24 protein-coding genes are annotated in these 24,490 nt (G+C 68.8%); all 24 read right to left on the bottom strand.

The features are described 5' to 3' along the window. Positions 1-743: 743 nt before the first annotated feature. The gene (gene nuoN, locus BST11_RS05650; protein WP_083136977.1) at positions 744-2,333 is read right to left on the bottom strand and encodes an NADH-quinone oxidoreductase subunit NuoN; all 1,590 of its coding nucleotides are present in this window, start codon (positions 2,331-2,333) and stop codon (positions 744-746) included. Next, on the bottom strand, positions 2,333-3,958 hold the full coding sequence (locus BST11_RS05645) for an NADH-quinone oxidoreductase subunit M (protein ID WP_169834882.1): 1,626 nt from the start codon (positions 3,956-3,958) through the stop codon (positions 2,333-2,335). The genes nuoN and BST11_RS05645 overlap by 1 nt, the downstream gene beginning before the upstream one ends. Positions 3,959-3,969: 11 nt before the next feature. Beyond that, positions 3,970-5,856, bottom strand: coding sequence for an NADH-quinone oxidoreductase subunit L (gene nuoL, locus BST11_RS05640; RefSeq protein WP_083136976.1), 1,887 nt, complete (start codon positions 5,854-5,856; stop codon positions 3,970-3,972). An 11-nt stretch (positions 5,857-5,867) separates the two neighbouring features. After that, on the bottom strand, positions 5,868-6,167 hold the full coding sequence (gene nuoK / locus BST11_RS05635) for an NADH-quinone oxidoreductase subunit NuoK (RefSeq protein WP_083136975.1): 300 nt from the start codon (positions 6,165-6,167) through the stop codon (positions 5,868-5,870). Next, positions 6,164-6,958, bottom strand: a complete 795-nt coding sequence (locus BST11_RS05630; RefSeq protein ID WP_142276205.1) for an NADH-quinone oxidoreductase subunit J — start codon at positions 6,956-6,958, stop codon at positions 6,164-6,166. The genes nuoK and BST11_RS05630 overlap by 4 nt, the downstream gene beginning before the upstream one ends. Before the next feature lie 8 nt (positions 6,959-6,966). After that, on the bottom strand, positions 6,967-7,533 hold the full coding sequence (nuoI, locus tag BST11_RS05625; RefSeq protein ID WP_264010334.1) for an NADH-quinone oxidoreductase subunit NuoI: 567 nt from the start codon (positions 7,531-7,533) through the stop codon (positions 6,967-6,969). Continuing rightward, positions 7,526-8,788, bottom strand: a complete 1,263-nt coding sequence (nuoH, locus tag BST11_RS05620) for an NADH-quinone oxidoreductase subunit NuoH (RefSeq protein WP_169834881.1) — start codon at positions 8,786-8,788, stop codon at positions 7,526-7,528. The genes nuoI and nuoH overlap by 8 nt, the downstream gene beginning before the upstream one ends. Positions 8,789-8,793: 5 nt before the next feature. Continuing rightward, positions 8,794-11,211 (bottom strand): NADH-quinone oxidoreductase subunit G, encoded by a 2,418-nt coding sequence (locus tag BST11_RS05615; protein WP_083136972.1) that lies wholly within the window; start codon positions 11,209-11,211, stop codon positions 8,794-8,796. A 73-nt stretch (positions 11,212-11,284) separates the two neighbouring features. Next, positions 11,285-12,616, bottom strand: coding sequence for an NADH-quinone oxidoreductase subunit NuoF (gene nuoF / locus BST11_RS05610; RefSeq protein ID WP_083136971.1), 1,332 nt, complete (start codon positions 12,614-12,616; stop codon positions 11,285-11,287). Then, positions 12,613-13,371: an NADH-quinone oxidoreductase subunit NuoE gene (gene nuoE, locus BST11_RS05605; protein WP_083136970.1), complete on the bottom strand. Its 759-nt coding sequence runs from the start codon at positions 13,369-13,371 to the stop codon at positions 12,613-12,615. The genes nuoF and nuoE overlap by 4 nt, the downstream gene beginning before the upstream one ends. Then, positions 13,368-14,696, bottom strand: a complete 1,329-nt coding sequence (gene nuoD, locus BST11_RS05600; protein WP_083136969.1) for an NADH dehydrogenase (quinone) subunit D — start codon at positions 14,694-14,696, stop codon at positions 13,368-13,370. Before nuoD ends, nuoE begins: the two co-directional genes overlap by 4 nt. Next, the gene (locus tag BST11_RS05595) at positions 14,696-15,424 is read right to left on the bottom strand and encodes an NADH-quinone oxidoreductase subunit C (protein WP_083136968.1); all 729 of its coding nucleotides are present in this window, start codon (positions 15,422-15,424) and stop codon (positions 14,696-14,698) included. The genes nuoD and BST11_RS05595 overlap by 1 nt, the downstream gene beginning before the upstream one ends. Continuing rightward, positions 15,421-15,975, bottom strand: a complete 555-nt coding sequence (locus BST11_RS05590; RefSeq protein ID WP_067315934.1) for a NuoB/complex I 20 kDa subunit family protein — start codon at positions 15,973-15,975, stop codon at positions 15,421-15,423. The genes BST11_RS05595 and BST11_RS05590 overlap by 4 nt, the downstream gene beginning before the upstream one ends. Before the next feature lie 9 nt (positions 15,976-15,984). Then, positions 15,985-16,362: an NADH-quinone oxidoreductase subunit A gene (locus BST11_RS05585; RefSeq protein ID WP_067315931.1), complete on the bottom strand. Its 378-nt coding sequence runs from the start codon at positions 16,360-16,362 to the stop codon at positions 15,985-15,987. Between the two features lie 236 nt (positions 16,363-16,598). Next, on the bottom strand, positions 16,599-17,012 hold the full coding sequence (locus tag BST11_RS05580) for an Rv3143 family two-component system response regulator (RefSeq protein WP_083137035.1): 414 nt from the start codon (positions 17,010-17,012) through the stop codon (positions 16,599-16,601). 29 nt (positions 17,013-17,041) lie between these two features. Continuing rightward, positions 17,042-17,578 (bottom strand): YceI family protein, encoded by a 537-nt coding sequence (locus BST11_RS05575; protein WP_083136967.1) that lies wholly within the window; start codon positions 17,576-17,578, stop codon positions 17,042-17,044. Between the two features lie 6 nt (positions 17,579-17,584). Beyond that, complete coding sequence (locus BST11_RS05570; RefSeq protein WP_083136966.1) at positions 17,585-17,971, bottom strand: nuclear transport factor 2 family protein; 387 nt, start codon at positions 17,969-17,971, stop codon at positions 17,585-17,587. 10 nt (positions 17,972-17,981) lie between these two features. Beyond that, complete coding sequence (locus BST11_RS28360) at positions 17,982-18,326, bottom strand: DUF6285 domain-containing protein (protein ID WP_067315920.1); 345 nt, start codon at positions 18,324-18,326, stop codon at positions 17,982-17,984. Continuing rightward, positions 18,323-19,330, bottom strand: coding sequence for a phosphotransferase family protein (locus BST11_RS05565; RefSeq protein WP_142276202.1), 1,008 nt, complete (start codon positions 19,328-19,330; stop codon positions 18,323-18,325). The genes BST11_RS28360 and BST11_RS05565 overlap by 4 nt, the downstream gene beginning before the upstream one ends. After that, positions 19,327-20,565 (bottom strand): acyl-CoA dehydrogenase family protein, encoded by a 1,239-nt coding sequence (locus BST11_RS05560; protein ID WP_083136965.1) that lies wholly within the window; start codon positions 20,563-20,565, stop codon positions 19,327-19,329. The genes BST11_RS05565 and BST11_RS05560 overlap by 4 nt, the downstream gene beginning before the upstream one ends. A gap of 11 nt (positions 20,566-20,576) precedes the next feature. Then, positions 20,577-21,197 carry a TetR/AcrR family transcriptional regulator gene (locus BST11_RS05555; RefSeq protein ID WP_083136964.1) on the bottom strand — a complete coding sequence of 207 codons (621 nt, stop codon included), beginning with the start codon at positions 21,195-21,197 and terminating at the stop codon, positions 20,577-20,579. After that, a complete protein-coding gene (locus BST11_RS05550) occupies positions 21,197-22,099 on the bottom strand; it encodes a hydroxymethylglutaryl-CoA lyase (RefSeq protein WP_083136963.1) in 903 nt (300 codons plus the stop codon). Before BST11_RS05550 ends, BST11_RS05555 begins: the two co-directional genes overlap by 1 nt. Next, complete coding sequence (locus BST11_RS05545) at positions 22,096-23,310, bottom strand: CaiB/BaiF CoA transferase family protein (RefSeq protein ID WP_083136962.1); 1,215 nt, start codon at positions 23,308-23,310, stop codon at positions 22,096-22,098. Before BST11_RS05545 ends, BST11_RS05550 begins: the two co-directional genes overlap by 4 nt. Further along, on the bottom strand, positions 23,307-24,482 hold the full coding sequence (locus tag BST11_RS05540; protein WP_211284653.1) for an alpha/beta hydrolase: 1,176 nt from the start codon (positions 24,480-24,482) through the stop codon (positions 23,307-23,309). Before BST11_RS05540 ends, BST11_RS05545 begins: the two co-directional genes overlap by 4 nt. Between the last annotated feature and the right edge of the window lie 8 nt (positions 24,483-24,490).

Here is a 24,490-nt window from a genome sequence, read left to right as displayed (position 1 = left end):
AGCTGGGGTTCGAGCAGGCCGTCTTCGGGACCAACACCGCCCTCAACGGTTTCGTCAACCGCAGCTTCAACGTCGGAAACCTGTTGTGGGGCAGCGCTCAGCAAGGCGTCAACCTTTTCACCGGCGCACAGGTCCCGACGACCTTCAATTCGAATTTGCTGATCGGAAGCGCGGCCCAGCCCTTCAACAGCGGCACCATCGGCGGTCCGCTGGGGGCCTTCGACCAGAGCCTGGCCGCGGGCGCCGACCTCGCCGGTTTGTTCCCGGGACAAATAAACGTGAGCTTGGGGGCGCCGGCGCAGGCGGCGCTGAGCGCGGTGGGCAGTGCGGCCACGACCAACCCGATCAACACGTTCTTCCAGCAGCTTGACACGGCGCAAACCAACTTCAACGCCAACCTGATCAACAGCGAGCTCACCTTCAACCACGCGCTGACGAACGCCGAGGTGACCTGGGAGCAAAGCACGTTCGGCACCGACAGCGCGCTGAACGGCTTCGTCAACCGCAGCTTCAACGTCGGCAACCTGCTCTGGGGCTCCGGTCAGCAATTCATCAACGGTTTCACCGGTGCGCAGCCCGGGACGGGCTTCAACTCGAGCCTGCTGCTCGGCAGCGGACAGCAGGTCTTCAACGGCGGCCAGATCGGCGGCCCGTTGGGGGCCTTCGACCAGGCGTTGGCCGCCGGCGCCGACCTGGCCGGCCTCTTCCTGGGCGGCTGAGTCGCAGCCGACCCGGCTGCTGACTCAGTGCAGCAGCCGGGCCGCCTGATCGGCGAGGTCGAGCAGGGGCTGCGGGAAGATCCCCAAAACCACTGTGACCGCGGCGCATACCGCGATCGCGGCCTTGCTCAGGATGCCCGGCGCCACCACGTGTGGGGTGTCCTCGGTCGCCTCGGTGAAGAACATCGACACGATGACCCGCACGTAGAAGTAGGCGGCCACACCGCTGGCCACGACACCGATGATGACCAACGGCGCCGCGCCGCCCTGGGCGGCGGCCTTGAAGACGGCGAGCTTGCTGACGAATCCGCTCGTCAGCGGAATGCCGGCGAACGCCAAGAGGAACATCGAAAACATCACGCCCACAATGGGAAAACGCTGCCCCAGGCCAGCCCAGTGCGACAGCTTGGCGTCCTCGACGCCGTCGGCGTTGCGGATCAGGCTGACGATGGCGAACGCGCCGACGGTGCTGAAGCTGTAGGCGACCAGATAGAAGAGCGTGGACGACAGGCCCGCCCTGTTGTCGGCGATCACGCCGGTGAGAATGAAACCCACGTGCGCGACCGACGAATAGGCCAGCATCCTCTTCACGTCGGTCTGGTTGACCGCCGTGATGGTGCCCACGGCCATCGTCAGGATCGAGATCGCCCACAGCACCGGTCGCCACTGGTCGTGCAGCGGCGGCAGCGCGACGTAGACCACCCGGAGCAGCGCGCCGAACGCCGCCACCTTGGTGGCCGCCGCCATGAACCCCGTGATCGGCGTGGGCGCGCCCTGGTACACGTCGGGAATCCAGGAGTGGAACGGGACCGCGCCCACCTTGAACAGCAGCCCGACCGACAACAGCGCGACGCCGGTCAACGCCATCGAGCTATCACCGTGGGCCGCAAGCGCAACCCGGATCCCGGGCAGCAGCAGGGTGCCCGTGGCGCCGTACAGCAGCGCCACGCCGTAGAGGAAGAACGCCGAGGAGAAGGCGCCCAGCAGGAAGTACTTCATCGCCGCCTCCTGCGACAGCAGGCGGCGGTGGCGGGCCAACCCGCACATCAGGTACAGCGGCAGCGACAGCACTTCCAGCGCGACGAACATCGTCAACAGGTCATTGGACGCGGGGAACACCATCATGCCGCCGACCGACAGCATCGCCAGCGGGAAGAGTTCGGTCTGCGCCGCTCCCGCCCGCTCGGCGTCGCGCTCGATGTCGCTGCCCGGGACCGCGGACGCCTGCGGCGTGAAGGAATCCAGCCCACCCGGGCCGGTGGCGCCGGCGCCCACGGAGATTTTGCTTGCCGTCCTGGCTTGCGTCCGCTCGGCGATGAAGATGACCGCGAGCACCGCGACCAACAGCACGGTGCCCTGCAGGAACAGCGTCGGGCGGTCGACGGCGACCGCGCCGAGCACCCCGGTGCGCCCCGCGGGGTGCAGCGAGCGGCTCACCGCGATGACCGCGACGAACGCCGCGATCAGGCCGCCGAGCGCGAGGGTCACCTGGGCGCCGTAGCGAATTCGCCTGGGCAGGAAGGCCTCGACGAGCACGCCAACGACCGCGACGCCGAAGACGATGAGCATCGGGCACAACAGGAAGTACTCGATGCTGGGGGTGGGCAGGGTCATCAATGCGGTCCTTCGGCTGTCTGTGGAATGCCGGTACCCGGGGGCACGCGCGGCGCCGGGTCATGCTGGCCGATGGTGGTCATGGTGTTCTCGACGGCGGGGTTGATCAGGTCCAGCACGGGCTTGGGGTAGACCCCGAGGGCAATCAGGAGCGCGATCAGCGGTGCCACGACGACCATTTCGCGCGCCTTCAGGTCGCCGATGCGTTCGTTGCCGCTGGCCACCGGCCCCGTCATGACCCGCTGGTAGAGCCACAGCATGTAGATCGCCGAAAGGACCAGCGCCGTGACCCCGAACGCCGCGGCCAGCCAGTAGCGGCTGAAAGTGCCCAGCAGGACCAGGAATTCGCTGACGAACGGCGCCAGCCCGGGCAACGACAGGGTGGCCATGGCCGACACCAGGAACGTGCCCGCGAGGATGGGTGCCACCTTCTGCACGCCGCCGTAGTCGGCGATCGCGCGGCTGCCGTGCCGGGAAATCAAGAAGCCCGCGATCAGGAATACCGCCGCGGTGGACAGACCGTGGTTGAGCATGTAGAGCGTAGACCCGCTCTGCCCCTGGCTGGTCATCACGAAGATGCCCAGGATGATGAACCCGAAGTGCGAGATCGAGGTGTAGGCGATCAGGCGCATGATGTCGGCCTGGCCGACCGCCACGATCGCGCCGTAGACCACCCCGATGACCGCCAGCACGATGATCAGCGGACGGAAATACGTTGAGGCGTCGGGGAACAGCTGCAGGCAGTAGCGCAGCATGCCGAAGGTGCCCACCTTGTCCATCACCGCCATCATCAGCACCGCGGTGGCCGGCGTGGCCTCGACGGCGGCGTCGGGCAGCCAGCGGTGGAAGGGCCACAGCGGCGCCTTGATCGCGAATGCGAACATGAAGCCCAAAAACAGCGCCTTGAACACCGCGGGGTCGGCGCCGTAGCGGCCGGACGCGACGCCGGCCACGATCTCGCGGAAGTCGAACGTGCCCGGGCCGTGTTCCGCGGTGACCACGTACAGCCCGATCACCGCCGCCAGCATGATCAGGCCGCCGAACAGGTTGTACAGCAGGAACTTCACGGCCGCGCGTGACTTGCCGGGTCCCTGGCCGAAGCCGCCGATCAGGAAGTACATCGGGATGAGCATGGCCTCGAAGAACACGTAGAACAGCAGCACGTCCAGCGCGATCACCGAGATCAGCACCATCGATTCGATGGCCAGCGTCAGCGCGACGTAGGCGTGCACGTTTCGTGATGATCGCAAGCTCGGCGAAGCCGAACGGGGCGGGTCGCCACCATCGCTGCGGCCGTTCTCGCCGCCGTCATTCCAGCCGGCGACCTGCAGCAGCGGGATCAGCACCGCGGTCAGCAGCACCAGCACCACCGCGATGCCGTCCACGCCGAGGGAGTAGCCCGCGCCCAACGCCGGTATCCACCGGTGACTTTCGACGAGCTGGTAGGTCGCGCCACCGGGCTTGAAGCCGAGGGTCACCACGATCGCCACCGCCAGCGTCAGCACGCCGAAGACCAGGCCCGTCCACTTGGCGGCCCGGCGAAGCCCCGGGGGCAGCAGGATGATCAGCACCGAACCCGCCAGCGGCACCAGCCACAGGACGCTCAGCCACGGAATACCGTTCAGCAAAGGCCCGTTCACCACACCTTCACCGCCAGGATCAGCGCGGCCACCAGCACGGCGCCCACCAGCATGGACAACGCGTAGTTGCGGGCGAACCCGGTTTGCAACTCCCGCAGGCGATTCGACGTGCGGCTCACCAGCGCCGCCAGCGCGTTGACGGAGCCGTCCACGCCCGCGTCGTCGACCTCGACCAGCGCGTGGGTCAGTTGCGCGCCAGGGCGCATGAACACCTCCTCGTTGAAAGCGTCGCCGTAGAGGTCGGCGCGAGCGGCGGTGGTGAGCACCGAGACGCGGACGGGCGCCACCCTGGGGATGGGCACGGTCGCGTACATCCGGACGGCCACCACGATGCCGATGGCGACCACCGCCAGCGCCACGACGGTGGTGACCCAGGGCGGCAGCGCGTGGGCGGCTTCCTCGTGCGCCCCGACGACGGGCTCGAGCCAGCGCTGCAGGGCGCCTCCCCACCACAGCAGCAGGCCGGAGAACGTCGAGCCGACCGCGAGCAGGATCATCGGCCAGGTCATCACGGCCGGCGCCTCGTGCGGATGGGAGCCGGGGGTCCAACGCTTTTCGCCGAAGAAGGTCATCAGCATCACGCGCGTCATGTAGAAGGCGGTGACGCCGGCGCCCAGCAGCGCGGCCCCGCCCAGGACGTAGCCCCGGGTGTCGCCGGTCGACAGCGCGGCCTCGATGATCTTGTCCTTGGAGAAGAAGCCCGCGAACGGCGGCACCCCGATGATCGCCAGATATCCGAGGCCGAAGGTGGCGAACGTGACCGGCAGCGCGGCGCGCAGGCCGCCGTAGCGGCGCATGTCCTGCTCCTCGTGCATCGCGTGGATGACCGCGCCGGAGCCGAGGAACAGGCCGGCCTTGAAGAAGCCGTGGGTGAGCAGGTGCATGATCGCAAACGCGTAACCGGCCGGGCCCAGGCCGGCGGCCAGCACCATGTAGCCGATCTGGCTCATCGTCGACGCCGCCAGGGCGCGCTTGATGTCGTCCTTGGCGCAGCCGATGAACGCCCCGAACAGCAACGTGACGGCGCCGACGATGACCACGGCCAGTTGCGCGTCGGGCGCCAGGTTGTACAGCGGGTTGGACCGCACGATCAGGTACACGCCGGCGGTCACCATGGTGGCGGCGTGGATCAACGCGGACACCGGGGTGGGACCCTCCATCGCGTCACCGAGCCAGGCCTGCAGCGGCACCTGCGCGGACTTGGCGCAGGCGCCCAGCAGCAACAGCAGTCCCATCGCGGTCAGCGCGCCCCGACTCGCGGCCGGTGCGCCGGAGAACACGCCGGCGTACGAAAGCGTGCCGAACGTGCTGAACATCAAGAACATTCCCACGGCCAGCGCGGCGTCGCCGACCCGGTTCATCACGAACGCCTTCTTGGCGGCGGTGGCCGCCGTCGGCTTGTGGTACCAGAAACCGATCAGCAGGTAGGACGCCAGGCCGACGCCCTCCCAGCCGACGTAGAGCACCACGTAGTTGTCGGCGACCACCAGCAGCAGCATCGAGGCCAGGAACAGGTTGAGGTAGCCGAAAAACCGGCGCCGGTCCGGGTCCTCGGCCATGTAGCCGACGGAATAGATGTGGATCAGCGATCCGACCCCGGTGATCAGCAGCACGAAACACATGGCCAGCTGGTCGATCTGCAGCCCGAGGTCGACCTGGAGCCCGCCGACGGGGATCCAGCTGAACACCTTCTGGTGGATGACCCGGTCGGCGCCGCTCCGGCCGAGCATGTCCGCGAGCAGCGTCGCGCCCACGCCGAATGACGCGAGCGCGGCCGCGCAGCCCAGCAGGTGGCCCCACGCGTCGGTGCGCCTGCCCCCGAACAGCAGGATTGCGGCACCCGCCAATGGCAGTGCCACGAGCAGCCAGGTGTAGTGAGTCATGTTGGCGTCGTTCAGCCTTTGAGTAGGTTGGCGTCGTCGACCGACGCGGATTTGCGGGCACGGAAAATCGTCATGATGATGGCCAGGCCGACGACGACCTCGCAGGCGGCCACCACCATCGTGAAGAATGCGATCATCTGGCCGTCGAGATGGCCGTGCATCCGCGCGAACGTGACGAACGCCAGGTTGACGGCGTTGAGCATCAGTTCGACGCACATGAACATCACGATGGCGTTGCGGCGCAGCAGCACACCCGCGGCCCCGACGGTGAACAGCAGCGCCGAAAGGTAAAGGTAGTTAACCGGATTCACGACGCGCCGCCTTTCAGGGCCTTGGCGGAACGAGACTCTGCGACCTCATCGCCGTCCGCGCCGCGGATCCGCAGGATGGGGGACACCGACAGCTCCGAGTACGAGCCGTCGGGCAGCATGGCGGCCACGTCGACCGCGTTCTGGCGGGCGTAGACACCCGGGTTGGGCAGGGGGGTGGGCCGCCCGCCGGAACGGAAGCGTTCCTCGGACAGCTCCCGCTGGGTCTTGCGGCGCGCGAAGCGCTCCCGGTGGGCCAGCACCATCGCCCCGATGGCCGCGGTGATCAGCAACGCGCTGGTCAGCTCGAACGCCCAGAGGTAGCGCGAAAAGATCAGTGCGGCCAGGCCTTCCACGTTGCCGTTGGCGTTGGCGGCGGTCAGTCCCACAAAACCCGGGTGGCCCCCGGTCGCCACGTTGCCGATCGCGGCCAGCAGCAGCACACCGAAGCCGATGCCGGTCAACACCGCCGCGACGCGCTGGCCGCGCAGCGTCTCCTTGAGCGATTCCGCGGAGTCCACGCCGATCAGCATCAGCACGAACAGGAACAGCATCATCACCGCGCCGGTATAGACCACCACCTGGACGACGCCCAGAAACAGTGCGTCCTGGATCATGTAGAACACCGCCAGGATGATCATCGTCATCGCCAAAAACATCGCCGAGTACACGGCGTTGGCCGCCAGCACCACCCCGAGCGCGCCGACCAGTGCGAGCGCACCCAGCACCCAGAACGTCACCGCCTCGCCGGTGGAGGTGCGAACGATGGCGTCAGAGGCGAGGTTCGTGGCCAGCAGCGCGGTCACCTTGTGTCCCCGGCGGTGTCTTTCGCGCGGGTTCCCACGCTTAGCCCCTCGGCGGTCACGTTGCCCTGGTAGTAGTCCTTGTCGGTGGCGCCTTCCGCCCTGGGATGCGGCGGCGCGGTCATGTCGGGCAGCAGGGGAGCGAGCAGCCGGTCCTTCTCGTAGATGAGGTCGGCGCGGTTGTCGTCGGCCATCTCGTAGTCGTTGGTCATCGTCAGGGCCCGTGTCGGGCAGGCCTCGATGCACAGGCCGCACCCGATGCAGCGCAGGTAGTTGATCTGGTACACCCGGCCGTAGCGTTCCCCGGGCGAATACCTCAGCTCCTCGGTGTTGTCGGCGCCCTCGACGTAGATGGCGTCGGCGGGGCAGGCCCAGGCGCACAGCTCGCACCCGATGCATTTCTCCAGGCCGTCGGGGTAGCGGTTGAGTTGGTGACGGCCGTGGTAGCGCGGCGCGACGGGCCCGGGCTTCTCCGGGTATTCCTCGGTGACCCTCCGCTTGAACATCGCGGCGAACGTCACGCCGAAGCCCGCAATGGCCTTCAGCGAGGGCAGGTATCTAGGCACGTGCTTTCTCCTTGCTGGCACCGACCGCCGGCAGCGGCGGTGTCGGGAATGCTGGCTCGGTGATCGCGGGAATTTCCGGTCCCGCCGCCGCCCCGCGCTGGCGGCGCAGTTGCCGCTCCATCGCGCGAATCCCCGGCGCGGTGAGCGGTTTTCGCAACAGCAGCACCAGCGCCGAGGCCACGACGATGCTGCTGATGACCAGCAGCGGCGTCCAATGTGCGTACCCCTGGTTGCGCAGCGTGCGGATGACCGCGGCGATCAGGATCCACACCAGCGCGGCCGGGATCAACAGCTTCCAGCCCAGCGCCATGAACTGGTCGTAGCGCAGCCGCGGCAGCGAGGCGCGCAACCACATGTAGATGAACAGGAAGGTCCACATCTTGGCGGTGAACCACAGCACCGGCCACCACCCGGCGTTGGCGCCGGCCCACATGTTCAGCGGCCACGGCGCGTGCCAGCCCCCGAAGAACAGGGCCGTGGCCAGCGACGAAACCGTCATCATGTTGACGTACTCGGCCAGCATGAACATCGCGAACTTCAGCGACGAATACTCGGTGTGAAACCCCGCGACCAGCTCCCCCTCGGCCTCGGGCAGATCGAATGGCGCCCTGTTGGTTTCGCCGACCATCGAGATCAGGTAGATCACGAACGACGGCAGCAACCAGAACACGTACCAGACCCGGTCCTGCGCGGCCACGATCTGCGACGTCGACATGGAGCCGGCGTAGAGGAACACCGTGGCGAAGGACAGCCCCATCGCCACCTCGTAGGAGATGACCTGCGCGGTGGAGCGCACCCCACCCAGCAGCGGGTAGGTGGAACCCGACGCCCAGCCGCCCAGCACGATGCCGTAGACCCCGATCGCCGACAGGCCCAGGATGAACAACACCGCGACCGGCAGGTCGGTCAGCTGCAACGGCGTCCGGTGGCCGAACACCGACACCACCGGCCCGAACGGGATGAACGCGAACGCGGTGAACGCGGGGATCACCGAGAAGACCGGCGCCGCAAAGTAAACGAACTTGTCGATGCCGCCCGGGGTGATGCTCTCCTTGAGCGCGAGCTTGATCCCGTCGGCCAGGCTCTGCAGGGCGCCCCACGGCCCCACCCGGTTGGGGCCGGGCCGCATCTGCATCCAGCCGAGAATCTTGCGTTCGAGCAGGATCGCGAGCAGCACGTTCAGCATGAGGAACACGAAGATGGCCAGCGCCTTGCCCAGCACCAGCCACCAGGTGTCGTGCCCGAAGGCGCTCAACGTGGTCATGCTCCCGCTCCGATCGTGACGACGCCGCCGACGGTCACACCGAATTTGCGGTGCACCGCCGAACCCGGCGAGTTCAGCGGAAGCCACACCACCCGGTCGGGCATGTCGGTGATGGCCAGCGGGAGGGTGATCGATCCGCGCGGCGTGCCGACCGTGACGTCGGCGCCGTCGGTGGCGCCGATCTCGGCGGCGGTGTCGGCCGACAGCCGGACGACGGGCTTGCGCGCGGTGCCCGCCAGATGCGGTTCGCCGTCCTGCATTCGGCCCTCGTCGAGCAGCATCCGCCACCCGGCCAGCACGGCCTGTCCCCGCCCGGGCCGGGGAGGTTCGGCCGGCGCGACCTCGGGGCCGGCGGCGCGTTCGCCGTCCCAGACGCCCAGCGCGGCGAGTTCGTCGCGGGCCGACTCGACGGTGGTCGTGCCGAGGTAGACGCCCATCTCGTCGGCCAGCGTGTCGAGCACCCGATGGTCGGATTGGCGGGCCGCCTCGGCGGTGCCACGCAGCGCGGGCTCGAACCCGCGGTAGCGGCCCTCCCAGTTGACGAAGGCGCCGGACTTCTGGGTCGTCGCCGCGACGGGGAACACCACGTCGGCGCGTTCGGTGACGGGGCTGTGTCGCAGTTCCAGGCTGACGAGGAAACCGACCGCGTCCAGCGCGGCCAGCACCGCGTCGGGATCGGCGAAGTCGCCCGGCTCGATGCCGCCCACCAGCAGCGCGCCCAGGGATCCGTCGGTGGCGGCGGCCAGGATGGCATCGGTGTCACGCCCTGTGGCGGAAGGCAATTCGTCGACATTCCACGCCGTGGCGACCTGCGCCCGCGCGGCGTCGTCGCCGACCGGGCGGCCACCGGGCAGCAGCGTGGGCAGCGCGCCGGCCTCCAGCGCGCCGCGCTCGCCGGCCCGGCGCGGCACCCACGCCAGCCGGGCGCCGGTGGCGTCGGCGAGCCGGGCCGCGGCCGAGAAGCCACCGGGCACGGTGGCCAGGCGCTCGCCGGCCATGATGACGGCGCCCGGCTTGGCCAGCAGCTCACCGACCTCGCCGCCGGCCAGGCCGTCCAGCGCGGCCGCCTCGGCGCCGGGAACGGTCTCGAGCAACCGGCCGGACATCTTCTCCAGCGCGCGGGTGGCGAACGGCGCGACCGCGTACACGGGCACGCCGTTCTTGCGGGCGGCCTTGCGCAGCCGCAGGAACACGATTGGCGATTCCTCTTCCGGCTCGAACCCGACGAGGACCACCACCGGTGCCGACTCCAGGTCGGAGTAGCTGACGGTGACCGGCTGCCCGGCGATGCGAGCGGCCAGGAAGTCGGCCTCCTCGGCCGAGTGCGGGCGGGCGCGGAAGTCGATGTCGTTGGTGTCCAACGTGATTCGGGCGAACTTGCTGTACGCGTAGGCGTCCTCCCAGGTCACCCGGCCGCCGACCAGCACCCCGGCGCGCCCGCGGGCCCCCTCGAGCCCCTGGGCCGCCGTCGCGATGGCGTGCGACCACGACGCCGGCTGCAGCTCGCCGGCCGCGTCCCGGATCAGGGGTGTGGTGATCACGTCGGGCTGGGTCGCGTAGGTGAAGGCCCACCGGCCCTTGTCGCAGTTCCACTCCTCGTTGACCTCGGGGTCGTCGCCGGCGAGCCGGCGCAGCACCTTGCCGCGGCGATGGTCGGTGCGCTGCGCGCACCCCGAGGCGCAGTGCTCGCACACGCTCGGGCTGGAGACCAGGTCGAAGGGGCGGGCCCGGAAGCGGTACGCGGTCCCGGTCAGCGCGCCCACCGGGCAGATCTGCACCGTGTTCCCCGAAAAGTACGAGTTGAACGGCTCATTGGCGTAGATGCCGATCTGCTGCTGCGCACCGCGTTCCAGCACGTCGATGAATTTGTCGCCGGCGATCTGCTCGGAGAATCGGGTGCAGCGGACGCAGGAAATGCAGCGCTCCCGATCCAGCAGCACCTGCGACGAGACGTTGATGGGCTTGGCGAAGCGCCGTTTGTCGTCGTGGAAGCGGCTCTCGGGGCGGCCGTTGGACATGGCCTGGTTCTGCAGGGGGCACTCGCCGCCCTTGTCGCACATCGGACAGTCCAGCGGATGGTTGATCAAGAGCAGTTCCATCACCAGGTGCTGCGCCTTGTCGGCAACCTCCGACGTCAATTGGGTGCGCACCACCATGTCATCGGTGGCCACCACCGTGCACGACGTCATCGGCTTGCGCTGACCCTCGATCTCCACGATGCACTGCCGGCACGCGCCCACCGGGTCCAACAACGGATGTTCGCAGAAGCGAGGGATCTGGATGCCCAGCAACTCCGCCGCGCGGATCACCAAAGTCCCCTTGGGAACGGTGACTTCGTTGTCGTCGATGGTGAACGTCACCATCTCCGGCTGGGCCACCCCGTCGCCGGTCTCAGGTTTGGCCGCCTGGGTCATCGGCGCCGCTCTCCCCCGCGAGGCGGGGCGACCCCCACCTCGTCGCAGTTGCACATATTGTCTCCGGCGCGGGTCACGCGTTACCTCCGTTGGGCGTCAGCATCGAGTCTCGGGGGTCGAACGGGCAGCCGCCGCCCTCGACGTGGGCGACGTACTCGTCGCGGAAATACTTGATCGAGGACTGCACCGGCATCGCGGCACCATCGCCCAACGCACAGAACGACTTTCCGAACAGGACGTCGGCGATGTCGAGCAGCGTGTCCAGATCCTCCTGGGTGCCCCGGCCGGTTTCCAGCCGCTCGTAGATCGGCACCAGCCAGTAGGTTCCCTCCCGGCACGGCGTGCATTTGCCACACGACTCGTGTTTGTAGAACTCCGACCAACGCCGGGCCGCGCGCACCACGCACGTCGTCTCGTCGAAAATCTGCAGCGCCTTGGTGCCCAGCATGGAACCGGCCCCGCCCACGCCCTCGTAGTCCAAGGGGACGTCGAGGTGCTCCTCGGTGAGGATCGGTGTCGACGACCCGCCCGGTGTCCAGAACTTGAGCCGGTGTCCGGCCCGCACGCCGCCGGCGTATTCGAGCAACTCGCGCAACGTGATTCCCAGCGGCGCCTCGTACTGGCCCGGGCGCTCGACGTGACCGGACAGCGAGTACAGCGTGAAGCCGGGCGATTTCTCATTGCCCATCGACCGGAACCAGTCGACGCCGTTGAGCACGATCGGTGGCACGCTCGCAATGGATTCGACGTTGTTGATCACGGTGGGGCAGCCGTAGAGACCCGACACCGCGGGGAACGGCGGCCGCAGCCGTGGCTGCCCGCGCCGGCCTTCCAGCGAGTCGAGCAGCGCGGTTTCCTCACCGCAGATATACGCGCCCGCCCCGGCGTGCACCACCAGCTCCAGATCGAAGCCCGAGCCGTTGATGTCGCGGCCCAGGTAGCCCGCGGCGTAGGCCTCGGCCACCGCGTTCTGCAGGCGGCGCAGCACCGGCAGCACCTCCCCGCGCACGTAGATGAACGCATGGTGGGCCCGGATCGCGTAGGCGGCGATGATGACGCCTTCGATGAGGACGTGCGGCGTCGCCAGCATCAGCGGAATGTCTTTGCACGTCCCGGGTTCCGACTCGTCGGCATTGACCACCAGGTAGTGCGGCTTGGCCGCGGCGCCGGTGTCGCCCTGCGGGATGAAGGACCACTTCGTCCCGGTCGAAAAGCCCGCGCCCCCGCGCCCGCGCAGCCCGGAGTCCTTGACGACGGCGATGACGTCGTCGGGCTCCATGGCCAGGGCCTTCTTCATCGCCCGATAGCCGTCATGGCGGTGATAGGTCTGAAGCGTCCAGGACTCGGGATCGTCCCAGAAGCGGCTGAGCACCGGAGTCAGCGGCGTCGCCTGTGCCGTGGTCATGACTGGCCCCCCGGCACCGGCGGCGCCTCCATCCCGAGTTCCTTCGCCACCCGCAGACCGGCCAGGGTGGCCTCCCCGGCGCCGCCCCGGTCCTGCTCGGGCCGTTCGTCGGGCAGCCCGGCCAGGATGCGCGAGGTCTCGCGGAAGGGGCAAAGCGGGGCGCCGCGGGTGGGCTCCGCGGGCTCGCCCGAGCGCAGGGAATCGACCAATTCGCGCGCCGACTCCGGCGTCTGGTTGTCGAAGAACTCCCAGTTGACCATCACCACGGGCGCGAAGTCGCAGGCGGCGTTGCACTCGACGTGCTGCAGGGTGATTTTGCCGTCCGGGGTGGTCTCGTCGTTGCGGACGCCGAGATGGTTTACCAGGGTCTCGAAGATGGCGTCGCCGCCCATGACGGCGCACAGCGTGTTGGTGCAGACGCCGACGAGGTAGTCGCCGGTGGGGCCGCGACGATACATCGTGTAAAAGCTCGCCACCGCCGCCACCTCGGCGCCGGTCAGTCCCAGTTGCTCGCCGCAGAACTCCAGCCCCGCCGGTGTCAGGTACGAATCCTCGGACTGCACCAGGTGCAGCAACGGCAACAGCGCCGAGCGCTTGTCGGGGTAGCGGCCGATGATCTCCTTGGCGTCGAGCTCCAGCCGCGCCCGCACCTCGGGCGAATACGACTGGGGCGCACCCTCGGTGACGAACTGGTTGGGCTCTTCGGGCGGCGGGCCAAGCCTCAGGAAAACCGGTTGACCCTGCGGGCCGGTCACCGGTCCACCCCGCCCATGACCGGGTCGATGCTGGCGACCGCGGTGATCAGGTCGGCGACCATCCCGCCCTCGCACATCGCGGCGACCGCCTGCAGGTTGGTGAACGACGGGTCCCGGTAGTGCACCCGGTAGGGCCGGGTGCCGCCGTCGCTGACCATGTGCACGCCGAGCTCCCCGCGCGGCGATTCGACCGCGGTGTAGACCTGTCCCGCCGGAACCCGAATGCCCTCGGTGACCAGCTTGAAGTGGTGAATCAAGCCCTCCATCGAGCTGCCCATGATCTTGGCGATGTGCTCGGGTGAGTTGCCCATGCCGTCGGGGCCCACCTTCAGGTCGGCGGGCCACGCGATCTTGCGGTCCTCGATCATCGTCGGGCCCGGCCGCAATTTGTCCAGACACTGCTCCACGATCTTCAGCGACTCCCACATCTCCTTGACGCGAATGATGTAGCGCCCGTAAGCATCACAACCGTCGTCGGTGATCACGTCGAATTCGTAGTTCTCGTAGCCGCAGTAGGGCTCGCTCTTGCGGAGGTCGTGCGGCAGGCCGGTGCTACGCAGGATCGGGCCGGTGATGCCCAGCGCCATGCATCCGGTCAGGTCCAGGTAGCCCACGCCCTCGGTGCGGGCCTTCCAGATGGCGTTCTCGTTGAGCAGGTCGCCGAGTTCGCGCAGCGGGTGCCGCAGCTGCTCGATCAACGCCGCGATGTCGTCTTTCGCGTTGGGTGGCAGGTCCTGGGCCACGCCGCCGGGGCGGATGTAGCCGTGGTTCATCCGCAGGCCGGTGATCAGTTCGAAGATGTTGAGGATGTACTCGCGTCCCCGGAACCCGATGAACATCGCGGTCATCGCGCCCAGTTCCATGCCGCCGGTCGCCAGCGCCACCAGATGCGAGGAGATTCGGTTGAGCTCCATCATCATGACCCGGATGACGTTGACGCGCTCCGGTATCTCGTCGGTGATGCCGAGCAGCTTCTCCACGCCCAGGCAGAACGCGGTCTCGTTGAAAAACGGTGCGAGGTAATCCATTCGGGTCACGAATGTGACGCCCTGGGTCCAGTAGCGGTATTCGAGGTTCTTCTCGATCCCGGTGTGCAGGTAGCCGATTCCGCAGCGGACCTCGATGACCGTCTCGCCCTCGATCTCCAGGATCAGCCGCAGCACCCCGTGGGTGGACGGGTGCTGGGGTCCCATGTTGACGACGATCCGTTCGCCGGGATCCGCGTTGCGGGCGGCGTCGATGACCTGGTCCCAGTCCTGCCCCCCGGCGACCACGACCGTCTCCGGAGCGCCGCCGTCGTGCGTCGAGTCGGTGATTGTGCTCATCAGTTGTAGGCTCTCCGCTCATCGGGCGGGGGGATCTGTGCCCCTTTGTATTCGACCGGGATGCCGCCGAGGGGATAGTCCTTGCGCTGCGGGTGCCCGTGCCAGTCGTCCGGCATCTCGATGCGCGTCAGCGACGGGTGTCCGTCGAAGACGATGCCGAAGAAGTCGTATGTCTCGCGCTCGTGCCAGTCGTTGGTCGGATAGATCCCGTACAGCGACGGGATGTGCGGATCGCTGTCCGGCGCAGCCACTTCCAGCCGCAGGCGGCGGTTGTGGGTGATCGATTGCAGCGGGTATACGGCGTGCAGTTCGCGACCCGTCTCGTTCGGGTAGTGCACCCCGCTCACGCCCAGGCACATCTCGAAGCGCAGTTCGGGTTCGTCGCGCAGTCGCTGTGCGACCTCCGGCAGCATCTCGCGGCGCACGTGCAGCGTCAGCTCGTCGCGGTAGACCACGACTTTCTCTATCGCGTCGCCGAATTCGACGCCCTCGCGCCCCAGCGCCTCGGCGAGCCGGTCGGCGATGTCGTCGAAGTAGCCGCCGTAGGGCCGGGGACTGCTGCCCGGCAGCGTGACCTCGCGCACCAGCCGTCCGTATCCGGAGGTGTCGCCGGTGCCGGTGACCCCGAACATGCCCCGGCGGACGTTGATCACCTCTTCGTCGGCGGTGGGCACCGATCCCCCCACCTCGCTGGCCGCTACCTTCGGGTCGTGTTCGGGCGAGCTCATTGCAGCAGCCCGCGCATCTCGATCGTCGGCCTGGCCGCCAGCGCCGCCTGCTCGGCCTCGGCGATGGCGTTTTCGCGATTGACGCCCAGCGGCATCTGTTGAATCTTCTCGTGCAGCTTCAGGATTGCGTACAGCAGCATCTCCGGGCGAGGTGGGCAGCCGGGCAGGTAGATGTCGACGGGGACGACGTGGTCGACGCCCTGCACGATCGCGTAGTTGTTGAACATCCCGCCGGACGACGCGCACACGCCCATGGACAGGACCCATTTCGGCTCGGCCATCTGGTCGTAGATCTGCCGCAGCACCGGCGCCATCTTCTGGCTGACGCGCCCGGCCACGATCATCAGGTCGGCCTGGCGCGGGGTCGCCGAGAACCGCTCCATGCCGAACCGGGCGATGTCGAACCGCGGCCCCGCGGTCGCCATCATCTCGATCGCGCAGCAGGCCAGCCCGAACGTCGCCGGCCACAGAGAGTTCTTGCGGACGTACCCCGCAACCTTCTCGACCGTCGACAGCAGGATGCCACCGGGCAACTGTTCTTCCAGGCCCACGTCTTTACCTCAATCCCACGTCAGGCCGCCGCGGCGCCACACGTAGGCGTAGGCCACGAAGACCGTGAGCATGAACACCACCATCTCGACCAACGCAAAGGTCCCCAGCGCGTCGTAGCTGACCGCCCACGGATACAGGAACACGATTTCGATGTCGAAGACGATGAACATCATCGCGGTCAGGTAGTACTTCACCGGGAATCGCTGCCCGGGCGTCGCGTGCGGGCCGCTCACCGGCGCTTCGGTGGGCTCGATGCCGCATTCGTAGGCCGCCAGCTTGGACTTGTTGTAGCGCGACGGCCCGACCAGGCTCGCGATCGCGACCGAGCCCACGGCGAAGGCGGTCGCAATCGCCCCCAGCACCAGGATGGGTATGTAGACGTTCAACTCGCTCCATGATCCGTCGTAATGGGCCGCCCTCAGCGGGCGCCAGGCGGTAACCGGGCTGCTGTGACGTGCCGGGTCTGAAGCACATCCCAGTGATCTTCAACATAGCGGTGAGGCGGTCGCCGCACGTGCCCGGGGTAGCACTAGACCGCGGTTCGGGGTGTGAGATCCGGCACGTTCGCCGGGCCCGGCGCCAACGGCGCCGCCAGGGCGCCTTGGCCGAGGGTTCGCGGGCTCTAGCGAGCGGGGGCGAGGAGCAGCCCGAGCACGGTGCGGCCCAGCTCGATCGGGTCGAGCGGATGCGGCACCGCGGCCTCGGCGCGCGACCAACTGGCCAGCCACGCGTCGTCGCGGCGTCCGGTGAGCACCACGATGGGCGGGCAGGTCGCGAGCTCGTCCTTGAGCTGTTTGGCGATGCCCATGCCGCCGGCCGGGGTGGCCTCGCCGTCGAGAATGGCCAGGTCGATGCCGCCCTCGTCCATTGTCTGGATCACCATCGGGCCGGTCGCCACCTCGACATAGCTCAGCTCCGGCAGGTCCGGGTGCAGCTGCTTGCCCAGCGCGCGCATCACTCGTTCGCGGGTTTCGGCGTTGTCGCTGTAGACGAGGATTCGCAGGACCACAGTTGACGTGGGGCTGGAGTCGGGCACGGTCAGATCGTACTGGTGGCGCACCGGCCCTACCGGGCCGCCCGAACCAAGACGGCTTGCGCGGCCGCCGTCGCCGTCGCGCCGATCATGCCGAACCTGTTCCAGCCCAGGTCGAATCGGGCTCGGTCGACCTGGGTTTCGCCGGAGACCTGAATCGAGCCGTCGTCGAGCTCGGTGATCGTGACGGGCAGGACCAGCGGCGCGGTGACGCCCTTGATGGTGAGACTGGCCTGCAGGTCGGCGCGCTTGCCGGTGGTCGGATGCACGGCGGTGGCGACGACGCTGATGTCGGGGAAGCGCTCGACGTCGAAGAAGTCGTCCGAGCGCAGGTGCTTGTCGCGGCGGCCGATCCCGGTGTCCAGCGACGCCGCCCGGATGTCGAGGCGGCCGAAGACCGCGCCCTTGCCGGTCAGCTGCCCGTCGCCGCTGAACTCGGTGAAGCGGCCCTTGACGTTCAGCAGGCCCCACGCGTTGCTGACCTTGAAGGCGATGGTCGAGCGACCGGGGTCAATGTTCCAGACGCCGGCCAGGTCGGGGTCGGCCAGCAATGTCTCCAGTGTCGTCATGTCATCTCACAGCAGTGGCGCGATGCCGGCGGGGTCGAAGTACTCGTCGATCCGGTCGATCAATCCGTGTGTACCCACTCTGATCACGATGCAGACCCGCAGGGAGATCGATTGGCCGGCATGGCCGGTGGCGTGCAGGACGTGCTGCTGGACGAAGCCGCCGTCGAAAAGCCGCCGGTCGAGCGTCTCGTAGCGGCGCTGCGTGGTCGCGCCGATGAACCAGTCGATGACGCGCATCGCGCGGGCCTTGTCGTCGTCGCGGCGCGAGCCGGCGCGCCACACCGCGATGTCGTCGCTCCACAGCCGGGCGACCGCGGCCGCGTCGCCCTTCTCGATCGCGGTGAACAGGCGGCCGGCCACGTCGCCGATGGTCCGTGCGTCGGTAGCGGGCATGCTGGCTCCTCTAATCCGTGTGCTCGTATCCGGGGTGGGCGGCCGCCAGCCGGTGGCGCACCAGCGTGCGCAGGCACGCGATGACCTGCGAGTCGGGCCGCCCGTCCAGCTCGCCGGCCCGGATGGCGTCGGCGAGACCTTTTTCGTCGGCGAAACCCAGGCCCTCCAGCGCCGCGCGGCAGTCGGCCCCGCCGTCGTCGAGTAGCTCACGCTCGACCATGCGCAACGCGTTGGCGGCAACCCGGGCGTGGAAGTTCACCTGCCCGTCGGTGGCCGCGCGGACGTCGGTTTCGAGGAACTCGGCCACCGCCGCGATCAGTTCGGGCGCGGTGGGACGGCCGTGCATGCCGCTCACGGTTTGGCCCCCTCGAGCAGGTCCAGCAGGTCCCACTCGTTCTCGCAGACCCGTCGGCCGATCGTCGCCAGCTCCACCGACCGGGCATCTCCGCTCAGATGCCGCTCGGCCTGGTAGCGGCAGATAACCCCCCACCGCAGGGTGGCCAGCACCAGCCACCAGTGGAACGCCACCCGGTCGACGGTAGTCGCGCCGGCGGCCTCGTAGGCCGTGAGGAAGTCTTCGACGCCGCCGAGACCCCCGGCGCCCATGGCGGCGGGCGCGCCGAACCGCCAGGCCCGGACGCAGAACCAGGCGAGGTCCTCGTACGCGTCGCCGAGGTGGACCAACTCCCAGTCGAGGACGGCGGCCAGGTCGGAGCCGTCGACGATCAGGTTTCCCATCCGGTAGTCGCCGTGCACGAGAACCGGCTCCGCAGGCCGGGATTCGCCGGGCCGGTTGGCCTCGAGCCAGCGAAACGCCCATTCGAAGGTGGCGGTGGTGTCGCCCATGGCGTCGAGCCGCTCGCGCCACTGCCCGAGCTGGTCCTCGCGGGCCAGGCCCGGGATGTGCGGATCGGCCCGGTGGATGGCGGCCAGCGCCTGCGCGCACTGGCGCAGCAGCCGGGCGCGGCCCGCTTGGCCGTCTGCGCTGTCCAGCCGGCGCTGGATGCGCCGGACGATGGTTTCGCCCGCGATTTCGTCGCAGATCAGAAACGGATTGCCCAGTGCGGCAACCGAATCGTCGGCGACCAGGATGTGGGGGACCGGGGCGCCGGCGGCCGCGGCCGCGGCCTGGGCGCGGCCCTCGAGCTCCATGCCCGCGTGCACGTCGTCGGGCGGGCCGGCGCGCAGGATCAAACGACGGCGCTGCTCACCCGTTACGGCGTCGAACGCCCAGGTGGTGCGGCTGGCGCCGCCGGTCAGCGCGCGCAGGTTCTCGATCGTGACCTTCGCGCCGAGCGCCGACGCGAGCACCGGCGCCAGCCTGCGGGCCAGCTCCCCGGGGTCGTGGGAGGCCGTCACCGGTGGCCGAATTTGAAGAGCCGCTGCGCCACCCGGCGGATCTGGATCTCCTCGGCGCCCTCGGTGATCCGGTAGCGGCGGTGGTGGCGGTAGATGTGCTCGAACGGCTCGTGGCGGCTGTAGCCGAGTCCGCCGAAGACCTGCATGGCCCGATCGGCGGCGTCGCAGACCAGGCGGTTGGCCCGGTAGTTGGCCATCGACACTTTGTCCGAGACCTCCATGTGGTGGTCGCGGTCCAGGTGCCAGGCCGCGTATTGGACGAGCAGCCGCACCATCTGGGCCTCGGTCTGCAGCTCGGCCAGCGGCCATTGCACGGCCTGGTTGACCGACAGTGGCTTGCCGAACACCGTGCGCCGGCCGGCGTATTCGGCGGCGCGGTCGATGCAGTACTGCGCCGCGCCCAGGCTGCTGGCCGCCTGCCGAATCCGGTTCTCGTGCAGGAAGGTTTGCGCGACTTCCAGGCCCCGGTCCACCGCGCCGAGCACCGCGTCCCCGGGCACCCGCACGTCGGTCAGCTCGACCTCGCCGTGGTCGGTGGGCATGTTGAACGTCCACCAGTAGTAGGGGACGTTGAATCCGGGCGCGTCGGTCGGGACGAGGAACGCGGTGATGCCCACCGCGGCCCCCGGCTCGCCGGAGGTGCGCGCGAAGACCAGGTCGTGGGTCGCGCGGTGCACCCCGGTGTTGAATCGCTTGGAGCCGTTGATCACCCAGCCGTCACCGTCGGGTTCGGCGCGCGTCTCCAGCCAGGTCGCGTCCGAGCCGTGCCGGGGCTCGGTGAGGCCGAAGGCCATGGACCGTTCCCCGGTGATCAACGCCTCCGACCATTGGCGGCGTTGCTCCTCGGTGCCGAAGCGCTCCATCATGATCACCTGCGGGAAGTTCCCGACGATCGAGGACTCGTTCTGCAGGTCGTTGTGCAGGCCAAGGCCCTTGTGCGCCAGGTGTTCCCGGATGACGGCCATGTCGACGTTGGAGCCGTCGCGCCCGCCAAGCGACGCGGGCAGCCCGTAGCGCAGCCACCCCGCCCTGTCGGCACGGCGGCGCATCTCGGCGAGTAGGTCCTCCCATTCGCGGGTGGGGATGCCGTCGTTGTCCCAATCGGTGCGGGCATGCTCCCGACGCTGGTCGAAATACTGGATGTGCTCGCGTTCCAGCGGCTTGATCTCGGATTCGATGAACGCGTCCATCTCGGCGAGCACGCCCGGAAGGTGTTCGGGGAGGGTGAAATCCACGTGTGCGCTCCTTACCTGCCGTAGAGGGTCTTCTTCCAGACCGTCGACAGCGTCGCGACGGCCTCCTCGTCGCTGATCTTGATGCCGAGGCCGCCGGAGGACGAGGTGCCGACGAACACGGTGGTGAAGTTCTCGAACAGCAGCGCGATGGCCGCCGCGGTGTGTTGCGGGTTGAGGTCGGCCCCGTAGCCCTGCTCCTGGGCCCGCCGCACCGAGGCGGCCACGATGTCCATGCCGAAGCGCCGGAATTCGTTCTGGACGGCCGCGAAGCGACGCTGGGTGGCGGCCAGCTGGGCCACCGCGATCATGATGCCGATGTTCTGCTTGAACATGTTCCAATACCCGGTCACCACCGACGTGAAGAACGCGTCGTCGTCCGGCGACTGCGGTAGCTCGAGGCTCAGCCCGGACGGCGCGACGACCTCGTGCAGAAAAGACTCCGCCAGGGCGGCCAGCAGGTCTTCCTTGTCGGCGAAATACCGGTAGAACACGGCCGGCGACTTTCCCGCGGCCGACGTGATGTCGGCCAACGTCGTTCCGTGAAAGCCACGCTCGGCGAACAACTTTCGGGCGGCCTGCTCGATGGCCCGCCTGGTCTGGCGGCCCTTGACGGTCAAGCCTTCGGCCGGCATCAGTTCCGGATCCGGTCGCCCGCGCGCAACAGGGAGCTCGGCAGATCATGGCCCACAACGGATTTGGCGACCTCGGCCGCGGCGATGGCGGCCTGCAGGTCGACGTCGACCTCGAAACCGCTGTCGGTCAGCAGGTAGACCAGGTCCTCGGTGGCGATGTTGCCGGTGGCGCCCGGGGCGAACGGGCAACCCCCGAGCCCGCCGACCGAGGCGTCGAGCCGGGTGACCCCGCAGCCGACCGCCGCGTACGCGCTGGCCAGCCCGCTGCCGCGGGTGTTGTGGAAATGCCCGCCCAGCGGCATGTCGCCGATCACCGGGCGCAGGTGCCCGATCAAAGAACTCACCCGCCCCGGGGTGGCCGTGCCGATCGTGTCGGCGATCGACAAGCGGTCGGCGCCGCGGTCGCGGGCGGCCGCGGCGATGTCGAGCACCCGCTGCGGCGGGGTGGGCCCCTCGAACGGGGAGTCCCAGGCGGTGGCGATGACGACCTCGAGGCTGACCGGGGCGGGGCAGCCGTGGGCTATGGCGACGATCTCCTCGATCTGGTCGGTGGCCTCCGCGCTGGTTCGCCCGACGTTGGCCTGGCTGAAGGTGTCGTCGGCGGCGACCACGTACTCGATGGAGCGCAGCCCGGCCGCGACGGCCCGCTTGGCGCCCCCCGGGCTGGCCACCAGCGCCGAGAACTCGACGTCGGGGTAGTCGTGCAGGTGCGCCGCGAGCTCGGCGGCGTCGGCCATCGACGGCACCTTCGACGGGGACACGAAGGCGGTGGCCTCGACTTCCCGCACCCCGGTGGCGACCACGGCCGCCAGCAGTTCCAGCTTGGCGGCCAACGGGATTGGCTTTTCGATCTGCAGGCCGTCGCGCAGGGACACCTCGCGAATGTTCACGTGGCGGGTCATAACACCTCCTCGGCCCTGAGGGCGTCGAGCTCGTCGGCGGTCATGCCCAGCAGCCCGATGTAGACGTCGTAGTTGTGCTGTCCCGGGCGCGCCGGCCCGGCGTTGCGCACGGCGCCGGGCGATTCGGAGAGCACCGGAACGATGCCCGGGCCCAGGACGTTGCGGCCGATGCGTTCGTCGTAGTGCTCGACCAGCATGCCGCGGGACCGCAGCTGCGGGTCGTCGACCACCTCGGCGACGGTGTTGATGGGGCCCGTGATCACCCCTGCGGCGGAAAGGGTTTCGGTGATCTCCCCGGGATGCCGTTCGGCGGCCCAGGCGCCGATGATCTTGTCGAGTTCGTCCTGGTTGCGGCCCCGGGCGCCGTGGGTGGCAAACCGGTCGTCGGTGGCCAGCTCGGGGCGCCCGATGGCCTTGCTCAGGCGGGCGAACACGGTGTCCTGGTTGGCGGCGATCACGACCCAGGAGCCGTCGGCGCTGCGGTAGATGTTCGACGGCGCGATGCCCTCCAGCCGGGTGCCCGACGGGCCGCGCACCACGCCGCCGACGTCGTAGTCGGGGATCGTGGATTCCTGTACGGCCAGGCATGATTCGGTCAGCGCCACGTCGACCACCTGCCCGTGGCCGGTGATGCCGCGGCGGTACAGCGCGGCCAGCGCGCCCTGGGCGCCGAACATGCCCGCCAGGCTGTCGCCGAGCGAGAGCGCCAGCCGGGGCGGCGGGCCGCCCGGGAAGCCGTTGAGGTGCCGCAGCCCGCTGGCGGCCTCGGCCACCGACGCGTAGCCCGCCTTGTGCGCCTCGGGCCCGGTCTGGCCGTAGCCGGACACCCGCACCAGGATGATGCCGGGGTTGCGTTCGGAGAGCACGTCGTAGCCCAGGTTCCATTTCTCCAGCGTGCCCGGGCGGAAGTTCTCCACCACGATGTCGGACTTCGCGACCAGTTCGAGGAACAGCTCGCGGCCGCGGGGCTTGCGCAAGTCGAGCGTGATGGCCCGCTTGTTGCGCGCGTGCACCGTCCAGAAGACGTGGTGCCCGTCCAGTTCGGCCTGTCCCCAGGTGCGCAACGGGTCGGGCGCGCCGGGGGGTTCCAGCTTGATGACGTCGGCGCCCATGTCGCCGAGCAGCCGGCCCGCGAAGGGCCCGGCGATCAGGGTGCCCAGTTCGAGCACCCGGATGCCGTCCAGCGGGCCGGCCGAGTTCTTTCGGCTCATTCCTTGCTCGCGAAATCGTGACGGATCAGCCAGTCGGTGACGACGTCGACGGCCGCGCGCAGCTTGTCGCGCTGGTCGGGGCCCGCGTAATAGTGTGTGGCGCCGGGGATTTCGTGCATCTCCTTGTCGGGGTGCCCGATCGCCTCGAAGAGCCGTCGGGTGTGGCTGGGCGTGCAGGCGTCATCGGCCAGATTACCGATGACCAGCGCCGGGATGGCAAGGTCGCGCCCGCAGTCGATCCCGTCGCCGCGGGCTTCGTCGTAGCTCCACTGCGACAGCCAGCCGCGCAGCGTGCAGAAGCGGGCCAGGCCGACCGGGCTCATGTTGACCACCCGCGGGTCGCCCAGGTAGCAGGTTCCCGGGGTGCGCTCGTTGGGGTCGACGGTCGGATCCAGCCAGCGCGGGTCGGCCATGGTGCCGTGCACGACGAACCCGAACTCGTCATCGGGGCGCCCATCAGCGGCGAGCTTGGCCAGTTTTTCTCGGACCCATGCGGTGATGCGGCGGTTGCGGTCGATCTGCGCCTGCCGGTAGCGGTCGAGGAATTCCTGGCTGTAGGGCGGCTGGTTCGGGTTGTCCGGGTTGTACAGGTCCAGTTCGGGGTCGCGCTTGGTCGGGTCGGATTCGTCGAGGATCGACGCGTCGAGCCATTCGGTCAGCGTGCGGTGCCGGCTGATGTGCGCGGCCAGCAGCATGATGCCGTCGGCCGGTATCAGGTCGAGTTGGGTGAGGTCGGGGCCGTCGCCGGACGGGCTCGCCGTGATGGTCGGCTTCTGGGCCTGCTGCTGGTAGAACATCGACAGCGAGCCGCCCCCGCTCCACCCGGCCAGCACCACCTTGCGGTACCCCAGCCGGTTCTTGGCGTCCTTGATGCACTCGCCGAGATCCTCGACCACCTTCTCCATCAGCAGCGCCGAATCCGTGCCGCGGAACCGGCTGTTGCAGTAGATGACGTGGTGGCCGGCCCGGGCGAGGCCGTTGATCATCGGCAGGTACGCGCCACCGCCGATCGGGTGCATGAACACCAGCACGGTGTCGGACGGCTTGGCTTTCGGCTTGAGCAGATAGCTTTCCAGCACGGTGATCTCGGCCAACCCGCCATAGACGTCGCGTACCCCCGAATTGTTTTGAAAGGCGACCAGGTACGGGATCCGGTCGTAGTCGTGCTTCACGGCTTGCG

Source organism: Mycobacterium alsense (genome assembly GCF_002086635.1).
Lineage (GTDB): Bacteria > Actinomycetota > Actinomycetes > Mycobacteriales > Mycobacteriaceae > Mycobacterium > Mycobacterium alsense.
This window is presented reverse-complemented; position numbering and strand designations above follow the sequence as displayed.

Bases quoted from the DNA above. Each gene is read 5' to 3' on its own strand.
- nuoN (WP_083136977.1), bottom strand. From the start codon at position 2,333: ATGACCCTGCCCACCCCCAGCATCGAGTACTTCCTGTTGTGCCCGATG.
- nuoL (WP_083136976.1), bottom strand. From the start codon at position 5,856: ATGACTCACTACACCTGGCTGCTCGTGGCACTGCCATTGGCGGGTGCC.
- BST11_RS05615 (WP_083136972.1), bottom strand. From the start codon at position 11,211: ATGACCCAGGCGGCCAAACCTGAGACCGGCGACGGGGTGGCCCAGCCG.
- nuoF (WP_083136971.1), bottom strand. From the start codon at position 12,616: ATGACCACGGCACAGGCGACGCCGCTGACTCCGGTGCTCAGCCGCTTC.
- nuoD (WP_083136969.1), bottom strand. From the start codon at position 14,696: ATGAGCACAATCACCGACTCGACGCACGACGGCGGCGCTCCGGAGACG.
- BST11_RS05595 (WP_083136968.1), bottom strand. From the start codon at position 15,424: ATGAGCTCGCCCGAACACGACCCGAAGGTAGCGGCCAGCGAGGTGGGG.
- BST11_RS05575 (WP_083136967.1), bottom strand. From the start codon at position 17,578: ATGACGACACTGGAGACATTGCTGGCCGACCCCGACCTGGCCGGCGTC.
- BST11_RS05570 (WP_083136966.1), bottom strand. From the start codon at position 17,971: ATGCCCGCTACCGACGCACGGACCATCGGCGACGTGGCCGGCCGCCTG.
- BST11_RS05555 (WP_083136964.1), bottom strand. From the start codon at position 21,197: ATGCCGGCCGAAGGCTTGACCGTCAAGGGCCGCCAGACCAGGCGGGCC.
- BST11_RS05550 (WP_083136963.1), bottom strand. From the start codon at position 22,099: ATGACCCGCCACGTGAACATTCGCGAGGTGTCCCTGCGCGACGGCCTG.
- BST11_RS05545 (WP_083136962.1), bottom strand. From the start codon at position 23,310: ATGAGCCGAAAGAACTCGGCCGGCCCGCTGGACGGCATCCGGGTGCTC.